The sequence below is a fragment of the Mesorhizobium sp. M8A.F.Ca.ET.181.01.1.1 genome (assembly GCF_004792025.1).
In the GTDB taxonomy this organism is placed as follows: Bacteria; Pseudomonadota; Alphaproteobacteria; order Rhizobiales; family Rhizobiaceae; genus Mesorhizobium.
On the sequence record NZ_SRTV01000003.1, the window covers coordinates 454,721 to 472,414 of the forward strand.

Sequence of the window (17,694 nt, forward strand, 5' to 3'; positions counted from 1 at the left end):
CTGCTTTGCAGACGGCGTGTGGAACCAGCAGTCAACCAGCAGCTTATCTACGCGTATTTGCGTGGAGCTTACATGCTGCAGAGATCAGGACTGTCGCTCAGCCCGTCGGCGGAGACAGATGCATTGCCGCGGAACGGGGCGCAAAGCTCAGCCGAGCATGCCGCGCTGACCTATGTCAGCGATGCCGAGCCCGGTATCCGCCGGCTGAAGGCTGGCAAGGGATTTACTTACAGAGGACCGGAGGGGAAAGCGGTGTCCGATGCCGCCAGGGCGCGCATCGCGGCGATCGTCATTCCGCCGGCCTGGACCGATGTCTGGATTTCGCCCGATCCGAACGGGCATATCCAGGCGACCGGGAGGGATCAGCGGGGGCGCAAGCAGTATCGCTATCATCCGCAATGGGCCGAGGAGCGCGACGGCGCCAAATATTCGAGCCTCGTCGCTTTCGCCCAAAGCCTGCCGGACCTTCGGCGCAGGATCGACAGCGACCTGCGCCGTCGCGGCCTGCCGCTCGAACGCGTGGTCGCCGCGGTGGTCTGGCTGCTCGACAACACGATGATCCGCGTCGGCAATGCCGCCTATGCACGCGACAACAAGAGCTTCGGCCTGACGACATTGCGGGACCGGCATGTCGACATCAAGGGATCGAGCCTGCGCTTTGCCTTCAAGGGCAAGTCCGGCAAGGAATGGAGATTGAAGCTGGTCGACCGCCGCATCGCCGGGATCGTTCGGGGCGCGCAGGACCTGCCGGGGCAGAAGCTGTTCCAATATCTCGACGAGGACGGCAACAGGCGCCCTGTGCGCTCCGACGACGTCAACCACTATATACGCGAAGCGGTCGGCGACGCGTTCAGTTCGAAGCATTTCCGCACTTGGGGCGGCACCATCCACGCCGCGTCGCTGTTTGCGCAGACGGAACTGCCCGAAAGCCAGGCGCAGCAAAAGCGGGTGATGAACAGCGTCATCGACAAGGTGGCCGAGCGGCTGGGCAACACTCGTGCGGTCTGCCGCAAATGCTATATCCATCCGCAGGTTTTCGAGGCCTGGTCGCAGGGACGGCTGCTTGCCGAAATGGCGGAAGCCAACAAGCGCAAGCGGTCCATAGACGGTCTCGATGAGGAGGAGGCGCTTGTGCTGAGATGGCTGGAAACACACGAAAGCTAACCCGGCGCGACTGACGAACACCGAATCCGCAGCTGCCGGATTTTTTTATCGACGCCGTGTCGGGATCGGTCCTACTGTTTCGTCCTTTGATACAGAAAGGACCGATCATGCTCTACGCCATCCTGTGCTATGCTTCCGAAGACGTCGTCAGCTCCTGGAGCAAGGCGCAGGACGACGAAGTGATGGCCAATCTCCTCAACGTCCAGGACAAGTATGCCAAGGCCGGCCGGCTTGGCCCGGTGGCGCGGCTTTTGCCGACGACAGCGGCGACGACGCTGCGGAAGGTCAAGGGCGAATCCGTTGTCATCGACGGGCCGTTCGCCGAGACCAAGGAACAATTCCTTGGCTTCTACACGCTCGAATGCGCCGATCTCGACGAGGCCGTGGAATTCGCCCGCGAACTCTCCGAGGTCAACCCCAGCGGCGGCTCGTATGAGATCAGGCCGGTGTCCGTCTTCAATCCCACCGGGGTTGCCGTATGACCGAACTTGCCTGGATAAGCTCGGCCATCAGTGCCGCCCGTCCGCAGGCGATGGGCGCGCTGCTGCGCTATTTCCGCGACCTGGACACCGCGGAAGAAGCTTTCCAGGATGCCTGCCTCAGGGCGCTCAAGAACTGGCCGCAGAATGGACCGCCACGCGATCCAGCGGCCTGGCTGATCTTTGTCGGCCGCAACAGCGGCATCGACGCGGTGCGCAAGCGCGCCAAGCAGGCGCCGATGCCGGAGGAAGACCAGATTTCCGATCTGGAAGACGCCGAGAGCGACATCGCCGAGCGGCTCGATGGCGCGCATTACCGCGACGACATATTGCGGCTGCTGTTCATCTGCTGTCACCCTGATTTGCCCGCGACGCAGCAGATCGCGGTCGCGCTGCGCATCGTCTCCGGCCTCACCGTCAAGCAGATCGCGCGTGCCTTCCTGGTCGGCGAGAGCGCCATGGAACAGCGCATCACCCGCGCCAAGGCGCGCATTGCCGATGCCGGCGTACCGTTCGAGACGCCAGGCGCGGTCGAGCGCTCCGAACGGCTCGCTGCGGTCGCCGCGATGGTCTACCTGATCTTCAACGAGGGGTACTCGACCAACAGCGGCGAAGCGCCGGCCCGCGCGCCGCTGTGCGAGGAGGCGATCCGCCTGGCCCGGCTGCTGCTGAGGCTATTCCAGACCGAGCCGGAGATCATGGGGCTGACGGCATTGCTTCTGCTGCAGCACGCGCGCGCACCGGCCCGTTTCGACGGCGACGGCGAGATCGTGCTGCTCGAGGACCAGGATCGGCGCCTGTGGAGCCGCAAGATGATCGAGGAAGGGCTGGCGCTGGTCGACAAGGCCCTGCGCCACCGCAAGCCCGGTCCTTATCAGGTGCAAGCGGCGATCGCCGCACTCCATGCGCGGGCGGCGAAAGCCGAGGACACGGATTGGGTGGAGATCGACCTGCTTTACGGCCTGCTCGAACAGATGCAGCCGTCGCCGGTCATCACCCTCAACCGTGCGGTCGCGGTCGCCAAGGTGCGTGGACCGGAAGCGGCGCTGGCGATGATCGAGCCGCTCGAGCCGAGGCTTTCCGGCTATTTCCATTTCTTCGGCCTCAAGGGCGGGCTTCTGATGCAGCTCGACCGGGGCGAGGAGGCACGCATTGCCTTCGACCGCGCCATCGCGCTGGCCAACACGGCGGCGGAAGCGGCCCATATCCGCATGCATATCGACCGCCTGATCAAGGACGGCGCCGTGCGCGCGCCGACGAAAAAGGCAAACTGAGCACCCTCTGCCCGTTCATCCCAAGGATCGTCTGGCTCAATCGTGGGGCTTGGACTTGGACCATGCCGGGGTGGCGATTTTCCCCTGAAACAGGTAATGGCACGCCATGACAGCCCCTTCCAGCCGCGACGGCGCCGGGAAGGCATGGCGCAAGGCGTTGACCCCAGCCATATGAGCGGCGGGATCTGAAAGGAACAAAAATGACGATAGCGAAGGAAACGGCCGAGCTTCTGGCGAAACTGGGCGTGGCCAAGGAGGCGCTTGACGGCGGCGACCTGATCGTGCGCAGCCCGGTGACGGGTGAGCAGATCGCGGCGCTGAAGACGATCTCGCCGGCCGATGCGGCAAAGACCATCGACGGAGCGCACAAGGCATTCCAGTCCTGGCGGCTGGTGCCAGGTCCCAAGCGCGGCGAACTGGTGCGGCTGCTGGGCGAGGAACTGCGCGCGCACAAGGCTGAGCTTGGCCGGCTGGTGTCGATCGAGGTCGGCAAGATCCCCTCCGAAGGGCTCGGCGAAGTGCAGGAAATGATCGACATCTGCGATTTCGCCGTCGGTCTGTCCCGTCAATTGTACGGGCTGACCATCGCCACCGAGCGTCCCGGCCACCGTATGATGGAAACCTGGCATCCGCTGGGCGTCGTCGGTGTCATCTCGGCTTTCAACTTCCCGGTCGCGGTGTGGTCGTGGAACGCGGCGCTTGCCCTGGTCTGCGGCGATGCCGTGGTATGGAAACCTTCCGAGAAGACGCCGCTGACGGCGCTTGCCTGCGAAGCGATCTTCAAGCGTGCCGTCAAGCGTTTCGGCCCCGACGCACCGCAAGGCCTGGCGCCGGTGCTGATCGGCGACCGCGCGGTCGGCGAGATCCTGGTCGATCATCCCAAGGTGCCGCTGGTTTCGGCCACCGGCTCGACCCGCATGGGCCGGGATGTCGGTCCTCGCCTGGCCAAGCGTTTTGCACGCGCAGTGCTGGAACTGGGCGGCAACAATGCCGGCATCGTGTGCCCGACGGCCGATCTCGACATGGCGCTGCGCGCCATCGCCTTCGGCGCCATGGGCACGGCCGGCCAGCGCTGCACGACGCTGCGCCGCCTGTTCGTCCATGACAGCGTCTACGATGCCTTGGTGCCGCGCCTAAAGAAGGCCTATCAGAGCGTTTCGGTCGGCAATCCGCTGGAGACCTCCTCGCTGGTTGGGCCGTTGATCGACAAGGCCGCGTTCGATGCCATGCAGAAGGCCCTGAGCGAAGCGACCGACCATGGCGGCAAGGTGACCGGCGGGACGCGTGTCGAGAACGGCCATCCCGATGCCTATTATGTCCATCCGGCGCTGGTCGAAATGCCGAAACAGGTTGCACCGGTGACGGAAGAGACCTTCGCGCCGATCCTCTATGTGATGAAGTATTCCGACTTCGATGCCGTCCTCGACGAGCACAATGCTGTCGGCGCCGGCCTGTCGTCGTCGATCTTCACCCGTGACCTGCAGGAATCCGAGCGCTTCCTCGGTGTGGACGGCTCGGATTGCGGCATCGCCAACGTCAACATCGGCACCTCCGGGGCCGAAATCGGCGGCGCGTTCGGTGGTGAAAAGGAAACTGGGGGCGGCCGCGAGAGCGGCTCCGATGCGTGGAAGGCCTATATGCGCCGCGCCACCAACACGGTGAACTATTCCAAGGCGCTGCCGCTCGCCCAAGGCGTCTCGTTCGACATCGATTGAGAATGCCAGGGGTGCCCCCGTCAGGTCGATCAGCTGCGCGAGCATCAATCGACACAGGTGGAGGGTGTACACGCGGCTGTAACGCTGGACAGCTTCCGACACTTGTCCAGCGTCGGCTTTTTCGTAACTGGGCGCTGGCAGAGCCTGCCGACGCTGCCGAGGTCGTCGGCGTCGCGCAGCCACGCAAACGCGGAACCGGTCAATCCACCTGTTCTGGCACAATTCCGGACGGAAACGTATCACGGCTGAAATGGCTCTCGTGTGCCGCTGCTCAGCCGTCGCCTTGCGATGGCGGGAAGCAGGCCTTGAAGGCCGTGTCGACGACGGCCAGCTTGGCCGCCTGGACGGTCATGTATTCCTCGTAAAATCGGTGCGACACCCACATCACCGAATGGCCGCGCTGACCAAGCCAGCCAATGCTGCCGAGCTCCTCTGCCGTGCGCAGTTTGCGGCCGAGATGGGTCCGCGACAGCTTGAGCCATTTGGCGAAGTCACCGATCGAAACCACGCTGGTCGGAATCCGCTCCAGGCCGGCGTGGGCGGGGTCGATGCCCGACATCAGCCAGTCCATGACGATGCCGCCATTGTTGAGCCAGATGAACAGGGAAAAGGTCTGGTTGGGTTCGCGCACCGGCTTGGACGCAAGCAGTCCGTCAGCCACCAGGGGCTGCAGCGTGGCAAGCATCTCGGGACGCTCCAAATATCTGGCCAGCCGGTCGCCGCCGTCGATATGGTCAAGCGTGCGCAGATGGGCTGTTACCCAGCCGGTGAATCGCTCGATGGTCGCCGCTGTCGGCTGCAGGGGATGCGTGCGACCGTCCCCACCCGCCACATACTCGGCGATGTTGTAGTGCAGCATCTCCTTGATGAAGGCGTCCGCGGTATTGCGGCTGGCCACCGCATTCTTGTGCACGACCTCGATGAAACGCGATACGGTCAGTTCCTTGCGGCGGTCATTCGGGTCGCGCCTGAAGTGCATGGCAAGGCCGACATGACCCAACAGCCAACGCTGCTGGGTGGCAAAGATGGAAGCCAGCCGCGGGCTTTCCTCGTAGATACGGATCAGGGACTGCGACTGTTCCTGAACGTAGCGGTGCAAGGCCGGATGGCCGGCTATGTCTTCCAGATTCAGCGCTGATCTCCCGATGCTTTGAATCACCTCGGATGGCGAGGTTGCGTTCCCCATTTTCCAGTCTTCACCACGCGTGTCCAGACGTACCAATTGCGAAGGACAGGGCCAGCCGAGCCACAGATCCACGGCACGGTTACATGCGCATTCCGCCAACCGCTTGCCATGGCTTGGAAAACGCCTCCCAACTATGGTCAGCCGAACGGTGGAATCCAGCCAAGCGAGCGGCGTGGTGCGACGGTTGTCCGCAGGGGCATTTCCTTTTGCTGGTCCATGGAGGCATCTTTCACCCCCATCACCCCCGGCGAAGTCGAATTAACGGTTGGACAGGTTCGATCCCACCTTCCGGCTGGAGGTCAGGCCGGCCCGGCGGGGTCAAGTCGCTTCACTCGGCGGCCTGGACCCGATTGGCCGCGATGATCGCCCGGATCTCGGACCGGCAGGAGCCGCAATTGGTGCCCGCCTTCAGCGTGGCGCCGATGGCGTCGACGCTGGTGCAGCCAGCCGCCACGGCAGCCGTGATCTGGTTGACCCCAACGTTGAAACAGGAGCAGACGGTCGCGCCGGCATCTGGCCGCTCGGCACCGGCGCGGCCGGCGACGATCCTGAAACGCTGCCGCTGGCTGGCGTGGACCTCATCGAGTTGCTCGGCCGCCCAGCCGCGCGACACCGCGACCGGACCGGGCGCGATGAACAAGGCACCCGCCAGATGCTCGCCGTCGAAGGCGGCGATGCGGTGCTGGCCGGCCTCGCGGTCGTGATAGGCAAGCATTTCGCCATCCGCAGCATCGAAGAGCGAACCGGCGAAGGCCGTCCAGTCGACATCGTCGCGGGCAAAGGCGAGCTCGACCCGCCAGCCGCCCCGGCATCTGGCTACCGCCCAATAGTCGGCCATCGCCACGGGCCTTTTGCGTGTCACGGCAAAGCCGAATGCCCGAGCGGTGAATTTCTGGATGCGGGCCGCGACATGCTTCAGCGCCGGCTGGCCCGACACCGGATCGGTAAGCGATGTGGTGAGCGTGTCGAGCCGACCCCTGGCGGCGAATTGATCGGTCCAGTGCATCGGCGCGAACAGGCTGCCCTGACGCTGGCGCGTGGTCACCAGCGCGCGGACCAGCACTTCGCCGCGCGGAGTCGAGAGGCGTGCGATGTCGGCATCGCCAAGGCAGTGGCGTTGCGCATCCACCGGGTGGATTTCGACGAAGGGCTCGGCGATGTGCTGGGACAGGCGCGGGCTTTTGCCGGTGCGCGTCATGGTATGCCAGTGGTCGCGGATGCGGCCGGTGTTGAGGATGAGCGGGAAGTCGGGGGTGATGCGGGTTTCGACGATTGGGCGGATGGCGATGAAGCGCGCCTTGCGGTCGGGGGTGTAGAAGTTGCCGTTGGCGAAGAAGCGGGTGGGCTGGTGCCCGTTCGAGTTGACCGAGTCGGGCAGAGGTTCAGCTTGAGTACTTCCGCCTGGCTGAAGTGCTGGCCATTGGAATGGCGCCAACGCCTCGTAGTCTTCGGCGTCAACATCAGCATAACTGCCAATGTCAAAATCCCGCGCGCCGTCATTCTCGAATCCTGACAACGCGGCGTGCTCGGCAAAAATCTCCGCTGGCGTCTCATGCGCGAACGCCTCGTCAAAGCCCATGCGCCGCGCCACCTCGGCAATGATCCACCAGTCAGGCCGCGCCTCGCCAGGGGTCGGCAAGAACGCGCGCTGGCGCGAGATGCGGCGCTCGGAATTGGTGACGGTGCCGTCCTTCTCGCCCCAGGCCGTCGCCGGCAGCCGGACATGGGCATGGCGGACCGTGTCGGTCTCGGCCAGCACGTCCGACACCACGACGAAGGGGCAGGCCTTGATCGCCGCTTCGACGGCGCCTGCATCCGGCATCGAATCGACCGGGTTGGTGGCCATGATCCACAGTGCTTTCACGCGCCCGTCGGCAACCGCCTTGAACATCTCGACCGCCTTGAGGCCGGGCTTGCCTGCAATCTCCGGTGTCTTCCAGAAGCGACGCACGCGTTCGCGATGCTCGAGATTTTCGATCTCCATGTGGGCGGCGAGCATGTTGGCCATGCCGCCGACCTCGCGGCCGCCCATGGCATTGGGCTGGCCGGTGACCGAGAACGGTCCGGCGCCGGGCTTTCCGATACGGCCAGTGGCAAGATGGCAGTTGATGATGGCGTTGACCTTGTCGGTGCCCTGGGACGACTGGTTGACGCCCTGGCTATAGACGGTGACGGTCTTTTCGGTCCTGGCAAACAGGCTGTAGAAACGGCCGAGCTCGTCTTCGCTGAGCCCCGTGGCGGCAGCGACGCCGGCAAGGTCGAGCGCCGAGGCGGCGAACAGTGCCTGTCCAAAGCCGGACGTATGCGCCGTGATATAGGCACGGTCGAGCGCATTGTGCTGACCGAGCCATGCCAGCAGGCCGGTGAACAGGGCGACGTCGCCATCCGGCGCGATCGCCAGGTGCATGTCGGCGATATCAGATGTCATGGTGCGGCGCGGGTCGACCAGCACCACCTTCATCTCGGGCCGTTTTTCGCGGGCAGCCGCGATGCGCTGATAAAGCACCGGATGGCACCAGGCGAGGTTGGATCCGACCAGCACGACCAGATCAGCCAGTTCCAGATCCTCGTAGCTTCCCGGCACCGTGTCGGAGCCGAAGGCGCGGCGGTGGCCGGCGACGGACGAAGCCATGCAGAGCCGCGAATTGGTGTCGATGTTGGCCGAGCCGACAAAGCCCTTCATCAGCTTGTTGGCGAGGTAGTAATCCTCGGTCAGCAACTGGCCGGAGACGTAGAAGGCGACCGCGTCGGGACCATGGTCGGTAACGACTTGCGAGAAGGTCGAGGCGACGAGGTCGAGCGCCTCGTCCCAAGAGGAGCCCCGGCCGTGGATTTGCGGACGGAGCAACCGGCCGTCGAGGCCGATGGTCTCGGCGAGCGCGGAGCCCTTCGAGCAGAGCCGGCCGAAATTCGCCGGATGATCGGGGTCGCCACGGACGGACACCTGCCCGTCCGTGGCGACCTTTGCCAGCACGCCGCAGCCCACCCCGCAATAGGGGCAGGTGGTCCTCACCTCTCGCGCGTCAACGATCTCCATGTCAGGCGGCGCGGCTGGCCAGCGCTTCCAGCGCAATGAACAGGCGCTCGCCTTCCCGCTTCACGGGAATGGTGCGCACGGCGCCTTCGTCGGCGCCAAGCGCCTTGCCCGTCTCCAGCGAGATGACCCAATTGTGCAGAGGGCACGTCACGGCCGCGCCATGGATGATGCCCTGGCTCAGCGGTCCGCCCTTGTGAGGGCAGTGGTCCTCGATGGCGAAGACCGCGTCGTCCGCTGTGCGGAAGACGGCGATCTTGCCTTGTGGTGTGGCGACGCAACGCGCGCCCCGCCGGGGAATGTCGGAGAGGGTGCCGATGGCGATCCAGTTCATAGCACTGCCTTTGCTTGATAGGATCGCGCCCAGGCGCCCCCCTCTGTCCTGCCGGACATCTCCCCCTCAAGGGGGGAGATTGGCAGCTTCAGGCTCACCGCCCATTCTGCAACGTCGACAATTGGCGAAGGCCGCCATGGTGATCGATCTCCCCCCTTGAGGGGGAGATGGCCGGCAGGCCAGAGGGGGGTGGCTCGCGCTGACATCTCCATCACTCCGCCGCCTGCGCAAACCCGACCGAAGCCATCGGCCGGAACTCGTGCTTGTCCTTGCCGGAGACGCGCTCGGACCACGGATCGACCTGGGCAAACTTCTGCGAAAAGACGAAGCGCTCGTAATAGGCTCGACGCTTCTCGCCATCGTCCATGATCTGGCGCTTGACCTCGGCTATGCCGATGCGCTTGGCCCATTTGTAGATGCGCTCGAGGTATCGGCCTTGCTCGCGATACATCTGCGTCAGCGCCACGATGTGCTCCAGCGCCTCGTCCTCGGTCCTGACCAGGCCGAGCACTTCCGTGCCCTTGATATCGAGACCGGCGGCACCGGCGAAGTGGATCTCGTAGCCGCTGTCGACGCAGATCACGCCGACATCCTTGCACGTCGCCTCGGCGCAGTTGCGCGGACAACCCGACACCGCCATCTTGACCTTGGCGGGGGTCCACGAGCCCCACATGAATTTCTCGATGCGAATGCCGAGACCGGTCGAATCCTGCGTGCCGAAGCGGCACCAGTCCGAGCCGACGCAGGTCTTCACCGTGCGCAGCCCCTTGGCGTAAGCATGGCCGGAAACGAAGCCGGCCTGGCCGAGATCGGCCCACACCGCCGGCAAATCCTCCTTGCGGATGCCGAGCATGTCGATGCGCTGGCCGCCAGTGACCTTGACCATCGGGATCTCGAACTTGTCGACGACGTCGGCGATGGCGCGCAGTTCGGCGGCGTTGGTCACGCCGCCCCACATGCGCGGCACCACCGAATAGGTGCCGTCCTTCTGGATGTTGGCGTGGACGCGCTCGTTGATGAAGCGCGACTGGTAGTCGTCGGCGTAGTCGTCAGGCCAGTCGCAGACGAGGTAGTAGTTGAGCGCCGGCCGGCATTTGGCGCAGCCGCAGGAGGTCTTCCACTCCAGTTCCTGCATGACCGCCGGAATGGTCTTCAGCGCCTTGGCCTTGATCAGCCGGCGCACCTCGTCATGGCCGAACGTGGTGCAGGAGCACATGGGCTGTACGGCGGCCGGGTTGTAGGTGTCGCCGAGGGTCAACACCATCAGCTTTTCGACCAGCCCGGTGCAGGAGCCGCAGGAGGCCGACGCCTTGGTGTGGGCGCGCACGTCGTCGAGCGAAGTCAGGCCCTTGCCCGTGATCGCGCCCGTGATCTTGCCCTTGCAAACGCCGTTGCAGCCGCAGATTTCCGCATCATCCGGCAAGGCTGCAACGGCCGCCATAGGGTCCAGCGGGGTACCCCCCTGGTAGGACTGGCCGAAGATCAACGTATCGCGCATTTGCGATATGTCGGTTTGTTTCTTCTTCAGGTCGTTGAACCAGGCGCCGTCCGATGTCTCGCCATAAAGCACCGTGCCGATGATGCGGTCGTCCTTGAGCACCAGGCGTTTGTAGACGCCGGCGGAAGCATCGCGCAGCACGATCTCCTGGCGGTCGTCGCCGTCGGCGAAGTCGCCGAGCGAAAAGAGGTCGATGCCGGTGACCTTGAGCTTGGTCGGCGTGTCCATGTGGACGAAGGCAGCTGTCTCGTCGCCGGCAAGCTGATGAGCGGCAACACGCGCCATCTCGTAGAGCGGCGCCACCAGCCCATAAACCATGCCGCCCACCTCGGCGCATTCGCCGAGCGCGAAGATGTCGGGGTCGTTGCTGCGCATGCCGGCATCGACAACGATGCCTCTGTTGACGGCAACGCCTGCATCCTTGGCCAGCGCGGCGTTGGGCCTGATGCCGACCGCCATCACCACCAGCGTCGCCGGGATGATGGTGCCGTCGGCGAGTTCCACCTGCTCGACCTTGCCATTGCCCGTAATCGCCTGGGTGTTGGCCTTGGTGATGACCTTGATGCCGCGCTCCTCCACCGCGCGCTGCAGGAGATAGCCGGCGGCCGGATCGAGTTGGCGCTCCATCAGCGTCGGCATGACATGCAGCACGGTGACGTCCATGCCTTGCGCGTTGAGGCCGGCCGCCGCCTCCAATCCGAGCAGGCCGCCGCCGATGACCACGGCCTTGGCCCGCGACTGGGCGGCGAGCATCATTGCCTGGACGTCGTCCAGGTCGCGATAGGTCAGTACGCCCGGCAGATTGTGGCCCGGCACCGGGATGATGAACGGCACCGAGCCGGTGGCGATGACGAGCTTGTCGTAGGGCTCGGTGACGCCATGGTCGGAGGTGATCGTCTTCGCCGTGCGGTCGATGGCCACGATCTTGTGGCCCTTGTAGAGGGTGATGCCGTGCTTGATGTACCAGCCGTCGCCATGGATGATGATTTCCTCATAGGCCTTCTCGCCTGAGAGAACCGGCGACAGCATGATGCGGTCGTAGTTCACGCGCGGCTCGGCGTTGAAGATGGTGACGGCGTAGCGGCCCGGCGCCTGCTCCAGCAGATGCTCCAGCATGCGCCCGGGGGCCATGCCGTTGCCGATGATGACGAGTTTTTCGGTCATGGCGTTACTCCGCGGCTTCGACGAAGCGGTGGCGTTCGTAGAGGAATTTCAGCACCGCCTCGCGGCAGCGCAGGAAGGTGCGGTCGGAAGCAAGTTCGATGCGCCGGCGTGGCCGCGCCAGCGGCACGGGAAGCACTTCGCCGATGGTCGCGGCCGGACCGTTGGTCATCATGACGATGCGGTCGGACAGCAGCACCGCCTCGTCGACGTCATGGGTGATCATGATCGTCGTCGAGCCGAGTCTGGAATGGATATCCATCACGGCGTCCTGCAGATGGGCGCGCGTCAGCGCGTCGAGAGCTCCGAACGGCTCGTCGAGCAGCAGGATCTTGGGCTCCATGGCCAACGCCCGTGCGATGCCGACGCGCTGCTTCATGCCGCCGGAGATTTCGGCCGGGCGCTTGTCGCTTGCATGCGCCATCTGCACGAGGTCGAGATTGCGCATGATCCAGTCATGCCGCTCGGCCTTGCTCTTCGAACGGCCGAAGACTTTCGACACCGCCAGGTTGATGTTTTCGTAGACGGTCAGCCACGGCAACAGCGAATGGTTCTGGAACACTACGGCACGTTCGGGGCCGGGGCTGTCGACTTCCTTGTCTTCCAAAAGCACGGCGCCGGCGGAAATCTTGGTCAAGCCGGCGATCAGGTTGAGCAAGGTCGACTTGCCGCAACCCGAATGACCTATGATGGAGACGAATTCACCCTTGTGGATGGTCAGCCTGATGTCCCTCAGCACCTCGCTGACCTGGCCGCCACGCGCGAAGGATTTGTCGATGTGGTCGAGTTTGAGATAGGCGGTCATGGCGCTGTCCTCACTTTGCCGTCGTGCCGCGGGTGACAAAGGCGCCGACCGCCGCGACCAGGCGGTCGAGGCAGAAGCCGGTGACGCCGATATAGGCGAGCGCGACGATGATGTCGGGCAGCCGTGACGAGTTCCACGCGTCCCAGATGAAGAAGCCGATGCCGACGCCGCCGGTCAGCATTTCGGCTGCGACGATGGCAAGCCAGGATAGGCCGATGCCGATCCTCAAGCCGGTGAAGATGTAAGGCGCCGCGGCCGGCACCATGATCTTGACGAAGAATTCGAGCTGGTTCAGCCGCAGGATGCGGGCGACGTTGCGGTAGTCCTGCGGGATGTTGCGCACGCCGACGGCGGTGTTGATGATGACCGGCCAGATCGAGGTGATGAAGATCACGAACAGCGCCGATGGATTGGAGTCGCGGAAGGCGGCGAGCGACAGTGGCAGCCAGGCGAGCGGCGGCACGGTGCGCAGGATCTGGAACACCGGATCGAGGCCGCGCATCGCCCAGACCGACTGACCGACCAGCGCGCCGAGCGCGACGCCGACCACCGCCGCCATGCCGAAGCCGATGGCGACGCGCTGCAGCGAGATCAGCACCCGCCAGGCAAGACCGATGTCCTGGGGGCCGTTGTCGAAGAACGGATGCGCGATCAGGTCATAGGCTTCGTTCCATACCTGGCTCGGCGGCGGCAGGCTTGCCGTCGGCGACGAGCAGGCGACCTGCCAGACGACGAGCAGAAGGGCGATGACGATGGCGGGCGGGACGAGGGCGCTGGCGACCTTGCCTGCGATCGATACCAGATCAATGCGCCGCCGCGTCTTGGCGGTGAAGGCGACCACCTCGGCCGGCTTGGCCGGGAATGCTTTTACCTTGGTGTCCTCGATGGCTTGGATGGACATGTCCTGGGAAAACTCCGTGGCGTCTGGTCGAACTGAACGAGAGACGGCGAAATGCCGTTTGGCCTGACTAGGCCGATGCCTTGATCGTCAGGCTGTCGAGATAAGCCGAGGGGTTGGCCGGATCGAAAGTCTTGCCGTCGAAGAAAGTCTCGACGCCGCGCGAAGACGAGGCCGGGATGTCGCTTGCCGCGACACCGAGTTCCTTGGCCGCCTCGCGCCAGATATCCTCGCGGTTGACCTGGTCGACCAGCGCCTTGATGTCGGTGGTCGGCGCGAACTTGCCCCAGCGGATGTTCTCGGCGAGGAACCAGCTGTCGTGGCTCTTGAATGGGTAGGAGACGCCGCCCTTCCAGAATTTCATGTAGAGGTCGGTGGCGGTGGCGACCCGGCCGTTGCCGTAGTTGATGTCGCCCTTGAGGCGGCCGACGATGTCGGCGACAGGCACGTTCATCCATTGCCGCTTGCCGATGATGGCGGCCATCTCGTCCTTGTTCTCCTTGGCGTCGCACCATTGCTGTGCCGCCATCACCGCCATGACGATCGCCTTGGTGGCGTTCGGGTATTTCTCGATGAAGGCGGCGCGCAGGCCGAGCGCCTTTTCCGGATGACCCTTCCAGATCTCGCCGGTCGTGGCGGCGGTGAAGCCGACGCCCTGGTGGACGAGCTGTTCGTTCCACGGTTCGCCGACGCAGAACACGTCCATGTTGCCGACCTTCATGTTGGCCACCATCTGCGGCGGCGGCACGACGATGGTCGAGACGTCCTTGTCGGGGTTGATGCCGCCGGCGGCCAGCCAGTAGCGCAGCCACAGATCATGTGTGCCGCCCGGGAAGGTCATGGCGGCCTTGACCTCCTTGCCTGCCGCCTTCTTGGCGGCGAAGGCGTCCTTCAGCTTGGAGGCATCGAGGCCGACGCCGGTGGCGGCATACTCCTGGGCTACTGAAATGCCCTGGCAATCGTAGTTGAGGCGAGCGACGACTGCCATCGGCAGCGGCTGGTTGTTCTGCGTCACCTTGCCGGTGTGCATGAGATAAGGCATCGGCGTCAGGATGTGGGCGCCGTCGATGCCGTTGGCTTCGCCGCCGAGCATCAGATTGTCTCGCGTCGCCCCCCAGGAGGCCTGCTTGAGCACCTCGACATCAGGCATGCCGAATTTCGCGAACAGGCCCTTCTCCCTGGCGATGATCAGAGGCGCGGCATCGGTCAGCGCGATGAAGCCGAGCTTGGCGCCGGTCACTTCGGGACCTTTGCCTTCGGCATGGGCGCCCGCAGGAAACAATGACCTTGCGGCAATAAACAGTCCCGCCGTCAGCGCGCTGCTGGCCAGAAAATCACGGCGGGTGAAATCCTTGAGGGATGTGCCAGTTCCGATCCGTTTCGTCATCGTCGTCTCCGGTTGAGCGCCTTGGAAGCGCCGTCGATTGCGTGTTCGGCCAAAAACAAAAAAGCCGCCGTCCAGGCCTTCGCGCATCCCTGGGGATTGCGCAGTGGCCTGAGCGGCAGCTTTGCCTGTGGCGCCCGCCATTGGACGCCTGTTCCGTTGCCCGAGAAGGGCTCGCTCATTTCAATGCAGGAACCGTGCCAGTTTCCTTCTGGAAGAAAACATCAAATGAATTCAGTGGGATCGGAGCATCACGCGGCAACTCGATCCACCGCGATTGGGGTCAAACATTGATCACCTTGCCTACAGGGGCGCATAATTTTTGTGCAATGCACAAGGATGGCGCAGAAATGATCAGGCTTCTCCGAGGGTCGTTTTTTGGCTGTCGACATAGGCGTCGATCTCGTCCGGATCGAAGATCTGGCCGTTGAAGAAGCCGTCCGGGCCGAGCACCAGGCTGGCGCCCGCCGAGCCCACCGGCGTCGCCACCTTCAGCGCACCCTCGACCTTGGCATTGGCGCCCGGCAGCGCGACGCCGAGCGGCTTCAGCGCCGACCGGTAAAGGTCGGGCCGGTAGCAGTCGCGGGCGATGGCGAGATTCTCCGGCGTGTGCGCGACATGACCCCAGCGCACCATCTGGGTGTAGAACCACAGCGCATGGCTCTTCCAGGGGAAATTGGCGGCCTTGTCGAAAGGCACGAAGAAGTCCTCGACGGCCCGCTGTGCGCCGCCGCCGAGCTGCAGATGCCCGGTCAGGATCGGCATCTGAACGGCCGCCTCCTGGCCAAGGAAGCCGGGCTGCGCCATCAGCGCCGCCAGTTCGGCGCGATTTGCAGGGTCCTGGCACCAGCACGCCGAGTGATGCAATGCGCGCAGCAGTGCAGCCAGGGCCTCGGGATTTTGCTCGGCCCAGGCCTTGCGCGCGCCGATGACCTTTTCCGGGCTGTTGCGCCAGAGCAGCGCCTTCACGGTGACGATATGGCCGGTGCCGGCCGCCACCGCGGCGCTGTTCCAGGGTTCGCCGACGCAATAGCCGTCGATGCGCCCAGTGGCCAGCGCGTCGGCCATGAAGGGCGGCGGCACAATCACGATCTCGATCTGCCGCTCTGGATCGATGCCGCAGGCGGCAAGCCAGTAGCGCAGTTCGTAATTGTGCCCGGAATGCGGGTGCACGACGGCAAAGCGCAGCGCCTCGCGGCCGGCGGCCGCCCGCTCGCGGATGAACGCACCGAGGGCCGCGCCGGCGCGAGCCGGATCGAGATCGGGTACGGCGCCGTGCGCCGCCATGCCGGCCCAGACGGCGTTGGAGATGGTGACGCAGTTGCCACCGAGCCCCAGCGAAAAGGGCACGATGGTCTCGGAGGCGAGGGGGGTGAGGCCAAGATTGCAGGCAAGCGGCATCGGTCCCAGCATGTGCGCAAGGTCGAAATGGCCGATGGCGATGCGGTCGCGGATGTTGGCCCAGGAGGTCTCGCGGTGCAGCGCCAGATCGATGCCTTCGCGCGCGGCAAAGCCCAGTTCGCCGGCTGCCACCAGGACGGCGCTATCGAAAAGCGGCATGAAGCCGGCGGTGATCTGATGCTCGGCGCCCATGTCTATTCGTCCCCCGGTCCGAGAAGCCCGGCGGCAGTCACCAGGCTCTGGGCGATATCGCTGATCTTGCGGTTCTGGTTCATCGCCGTCTTGCGCAGCAGCATATAGGCGGCCTCTTCGCTCAGGCCGCGCGATTTCATCAGGATGCCCTTGGCGCGGTCGATCACCTTGCGGCTCTCGAGCTCGCTGCGCGCCTCGTCCAGTTCGCGCGCCATGCGCGAGAAAGCGTTGAAGCGGCTCACCGCCATGTCGAGGATCGGCTTGACGCGCTCCTGCCTCAACCCGTCGACGACATAGGCCGAAACGCCGGCATCGACCGCGGCCTCGATCGAGGCCTGGTCGGAGCGGTCGACGAACATGGCGATCGGCCGCTTTACCGCACGTGACAGCTGGAACATGTTTTCCAGCATGTCGCGGTTGGGGTTTTCCAGATCGATGACGATGACGTCGGGCTCGATCTCGGCGATGCGGCGCGCAATGCCACTGACGTCATGGATGACGGTGACCCGCTGATGGCCCGCCTCGCGCAAGCCAGCCTCGATTATCGAGGCACGGATGCGGTTTTCGTCGATCACCAAGACGGCGAGTGAAGTTCGGATCATGCCCGCATTGTGGGCACGCTCGGAAATTTGTGCAATGCGGCAATGGCGGCGTCGGCGGGAGGCGACGGCTGTCAACGGCTATCCTTGGCGGCAACCCGCCAAGGGTTGGATCAGGAGACGGTTGGATCAGGAGACGGAGCGACCTCAGCCGCAGACGCGAACGTCCTCGAACACTCTGTGGTGGTGGCGCCAATGCACAATCGTTTCCGTGTGGCAGCGGTGATGGTGGTGGCGCCAGCGGTAGCCGCCATTGTCGTAGTCATCGTACTGAGCGTTCTGGTCGCCGTCATACTCGTTGTCATAGTGGCGCATATGATGACGGCGAACGACGATTCCGGAATCGTCATCCGAGGAATATTGGCCGCCGTCGTCGGACTGGATAGTCAGGCTGGCGGCTTGGGTTGGCGCCATCGCTGCCGCTGTCGCGGCGAATGCCAGCACCGAGGCCAAAATCAACTTTTTCATTCCATCCTCCTGTATATTCAACACATAAACTCGCTGAAGAACCGGGTGTTCCGCTCGAATCCACACGCTTTGCGACGCCGGCGACATCAAGGTGTTATCGGC

General features: G+C 64.5%; 14 protein-coding genes. 4 read left to right on the forward strand and 10 right to left on the reverse strand.

All coding sequences use genetic code 11. From position 1 onward, the window contains the following. Positions 1-72: 72 nt before the first annotated feature. From EN824_RS14870 to EN824_RS14885, 4 genes are all read left to right on the forward strand, one after another. The gene (locus EN824_RS14870; protein WP_135932433.1) at positions 73-1,164 is read left to right on the forward strand and encodes a DNA topoisomerase IB; all 1,092 of its coding nucleotides are present in this window, start codon (positions 73-75) and stop codon (positions 1,162-1,164) included. 107 nt (positions 1,165-1,271) lie between these two features. Continuing rightward, the gene (locus tag EN824_RS14875) at positions 1,272-1,646 is read left to right on the forward strand and encodes a YciI family protein (protein ID WP_127275602.1); all 375 of its coding nucleotides are present in this window, start codon (positions 1,272-1,274) and stop codon (positions 1,644-1,646) included. Then, complete coding sequence (locus EN824_RS14880) at positions 1,643-2,917, forward strand: RNA polymerase sigma factor (protein ID WP_127869852.1); 1,275 nt, start codon at positions 1,643-1,645, stop codon at positions 2,915-2,917. The genes EN824_RS14875 and EN824_RS14880 overlap by 4 nt, the downstream gene beginning before the upstream one ends. Positions 2,918-3,117: 200 nt before the next feature. Then, on the forward strand, positions 3,118-4,632 hold the full coding sequence (locus tag EN824_RS14885) for an aldehyde dehydrogenase family protein (RefSeq protein ID WP_135929266.1): 1,515 nt from the start codon (positions 3,118-3,120) through the stop codon (positions 4,630-4,632). Positions 4,633-4,903: 271 nt separating this feature from the next. On the opposite strand, the gene EN824_RS14890 is transcribed toward EN824_RS14885, so the two are convergent. From EN824_RS14890 to EN824_RS14940, 10 genes are all read right to left on the reverse strand, one after another. Further along, positions 4,904-5,818 carry a hypothetical protein gene (locus EN824_RS14890; protein WP_127869850.1) on the reverse strand — a complete coding sequence of 305 codons (915 nt, stop codon included), beginning with the start codon at positions 5,816-5,818 and terminating at the stop codon, positions 4,904-4,906. 328 nt (positions 5,819-6,146) lie between these two features. Beyond that, complete coding sequence (locus tag EN824_RS14895) at positions 6,147-8,855, reverse strand: nitrate reductase (protein ID WP_135932434.1); 2,709 nt, start codon at positions 8,853-8,855, stop codon at positions 6,147-6,149. A 1-nt stretch (position 8,856) separates the two neighbouring features. After that, positions 8,857-9,186 carry a nitrite reductase small subunit NirD gene (nirD, locus tag EN824_RS14900; protein WP_127275597.1) on the reverse strand — a complete coding sequence of 110 codons (330 nt, stop codon included), beginning with the start codon at positions 9,184-9,186 and terminating at the stop codon, positions 8,857-8,859. Positions 9,187-9,397: 211 nt separating this feature from the next. Next, complete coding sequence (gene nirB / locus EN824_RS14910; protein WP_127275596.1) at positions 9,398-11,848, reverse strand: nitrite reductase large subunit NirB; 2,451 nt, start codon at positions 11,846-11,848, stop codon at positions 9,398-9,400. Between the two features lie 4 nt (positions 11,849-11,852). Beyond that, positions 11,853-12,650 carry an ABC transporter ATP-binding protein gene (locus EN824_RS14915; protein ID WP_127275595.1) on the reverse strand — a complete coding sequence of 266 codons (798 nt, stop codon included), beginning with the start codon at positions 12,648-12,650 and terminating at the stop codon, positions 11,853-11,855. A 10-nt stretch (positions 12,651-12,660) separates the two neighbouring features. Further along, positions 12,661-13,551 carry a nitrate ABC transporter permease gene (gene ntrB / locus EN824_RS14920; RefSeq protein ID WP_127275594.1) on the reverse strand — a complete coding sequence of 297 codons (891 nt, stop codon included), beginning with the start codon at positions 13,549-13,551 and terminating at the stop codon, positions 12,661-12,663. Positions 13,552-13,618: 67 nt separating this feature from the next. Beyond that, a complete protein-coding gene (locus EN824_RS14925) occupies positions 13,619-14,935 on the reverse strand; it encodes a CmpA/NrtA family ABC transporter substrate-binding protein (RefSeq protein WP_127275593.1) in 1,317 nt (438 codons plus the stop codon). A gap of 351 nt (positions 14,936-15,286) precedes the next feature. Then, positions 15,287-16,525: a CmpA/NrtA family ABC transporter substrate-binding protein gene (locus tag EN824_RS14930; RefSeq protein WP_189522178.1), complete on the reverse strand. Its 1,239-nt coding sequence runs from the start codon at positions 16,523-16,525 to the stop codon at positions 15,287-15,289. Between the two features lie 2 nt (positions 16,526-16,527). Continuing rightward, positions 16,528-17,127 carry an ANTAR domain-containing response regulator gene (locus EN824_RS14935; RefSeq protein WP_127275591.1) on the reverse strand — a complete coding sequence of 200 codons (600 nt, stop codon included), beginning with the start codon at positions 17,125-17,127 and terminating at the stop codon, positions 16,528-16,530. 144 nt (positions 17,128-17,271) lie between these two features. Next, complete coding sequence (locus EN824_RS14940) at positions 17,272-17,592, reverse strand: hypothetical protein (protein ID WP_127275590.1); 321 nt, start codon at positions 17,590-17,592, stop codon at positions 17,272-17,274. Positions 17,593-17,694: the final 102 nt, after the last annotated feature.

Bases quoted from the DNA above. Each gene is read 5' to 3' on its own strand.
- EN824_RS14870 (WP_135932433.1), top strand. From the start codon at position 73: ATGCTGCAGAGATCAGGACTGTCGCTCAGCCCGTCGGCGGAGACAGAT.
- EN824_RS14875 (WP_127275602.1), top strand. From the start codon at position 1,272: ATGCTCTACGCCATCCTGTGCTATGCTTCCGAAGACGTCGTCAGCTCC.
- EN824_RS14880 (WP_127869852.1), top strand. From the start codon at position 1,643: ATGACCGAACTTGCCTGGATAAGCTCGGCCATCAGTGCCGCCCGTCCG.
- EN824_RS14885 (WP_135929266.1), top strand. From the start codon at position 3,118: ATGACGATAGCGAAGGAAACGGCCGAGCTTCTGGCGAAACTGGGCGTG.
- EN824_RS14890 (WP_127869850.1), bottom strand. From the start codon at position 5,818: ATGGGGAACGCAACCTCGCCATCCGAGGTGATTCAAAGCATCGGGAGA.
- EN824_RS14895 (WP_135932434.1), bottom strand. From the start codon at position 8,855: ATGGAGATCGTTGACGCGCGAGAGGTGAGGACCACCTGCCCCTATTGC.
- nirD (WP_127275597.1), bottom strand. From the start codon at position 9,186: ATGAACTGGATCGCCATCGGCACCCTCTCCGACATTCCCCGGCGGGGC.
- nirB (WP_127275596.1), bottom strand. From the start codon at position 11,848: ATGACCGAAAAACTCGTCATCATCGGCAACGGCATGGCCCCCGGGCGC.
- EN824_RS14915 (WP_127275595.1), bottom strand. From the start codon at position 12,650: ATGACCGCCTATCTCAAACTCGACCACATCGACAAATCCTTCGCGCGT.
- ntrB (WP_127275594.1), bottom strand. From the start codon at position 13,551: ATGTCCATCCAAGCCATCGAGGACACCAAGGTAAAAGCATTCCCGGCC.
- EN824_RS14925 (WP_127275593.1), bottom strand. From the start codon at position 14,935: ATGACGAAACGGATCGGAACTGGCACATCCCTCAAGGATTTCACCCGC.
- EN824_RS14930 (WP_189522178.1), bottom strand. From the start codon at position 16,525: ATGGGCGCCGAGCATCAGATCACCGCCGGCTTCATGCCGCTTTTCGAT.
- EN824_RS14935 (WP_127275591.1), bottom strand. From the start codon at position 17,127: ATGATCCGAACTTCACTCGCCGTCTTGGTGATCGACGAAAACCGCATC.
- EN824_RS14940 (WP_127275590.1), bottom strand. From the start codon at position 17,592: ATGAAAAAGTTGATTTTGGCCTCGGTGCTGGCATTCGCCGCGACAGCG.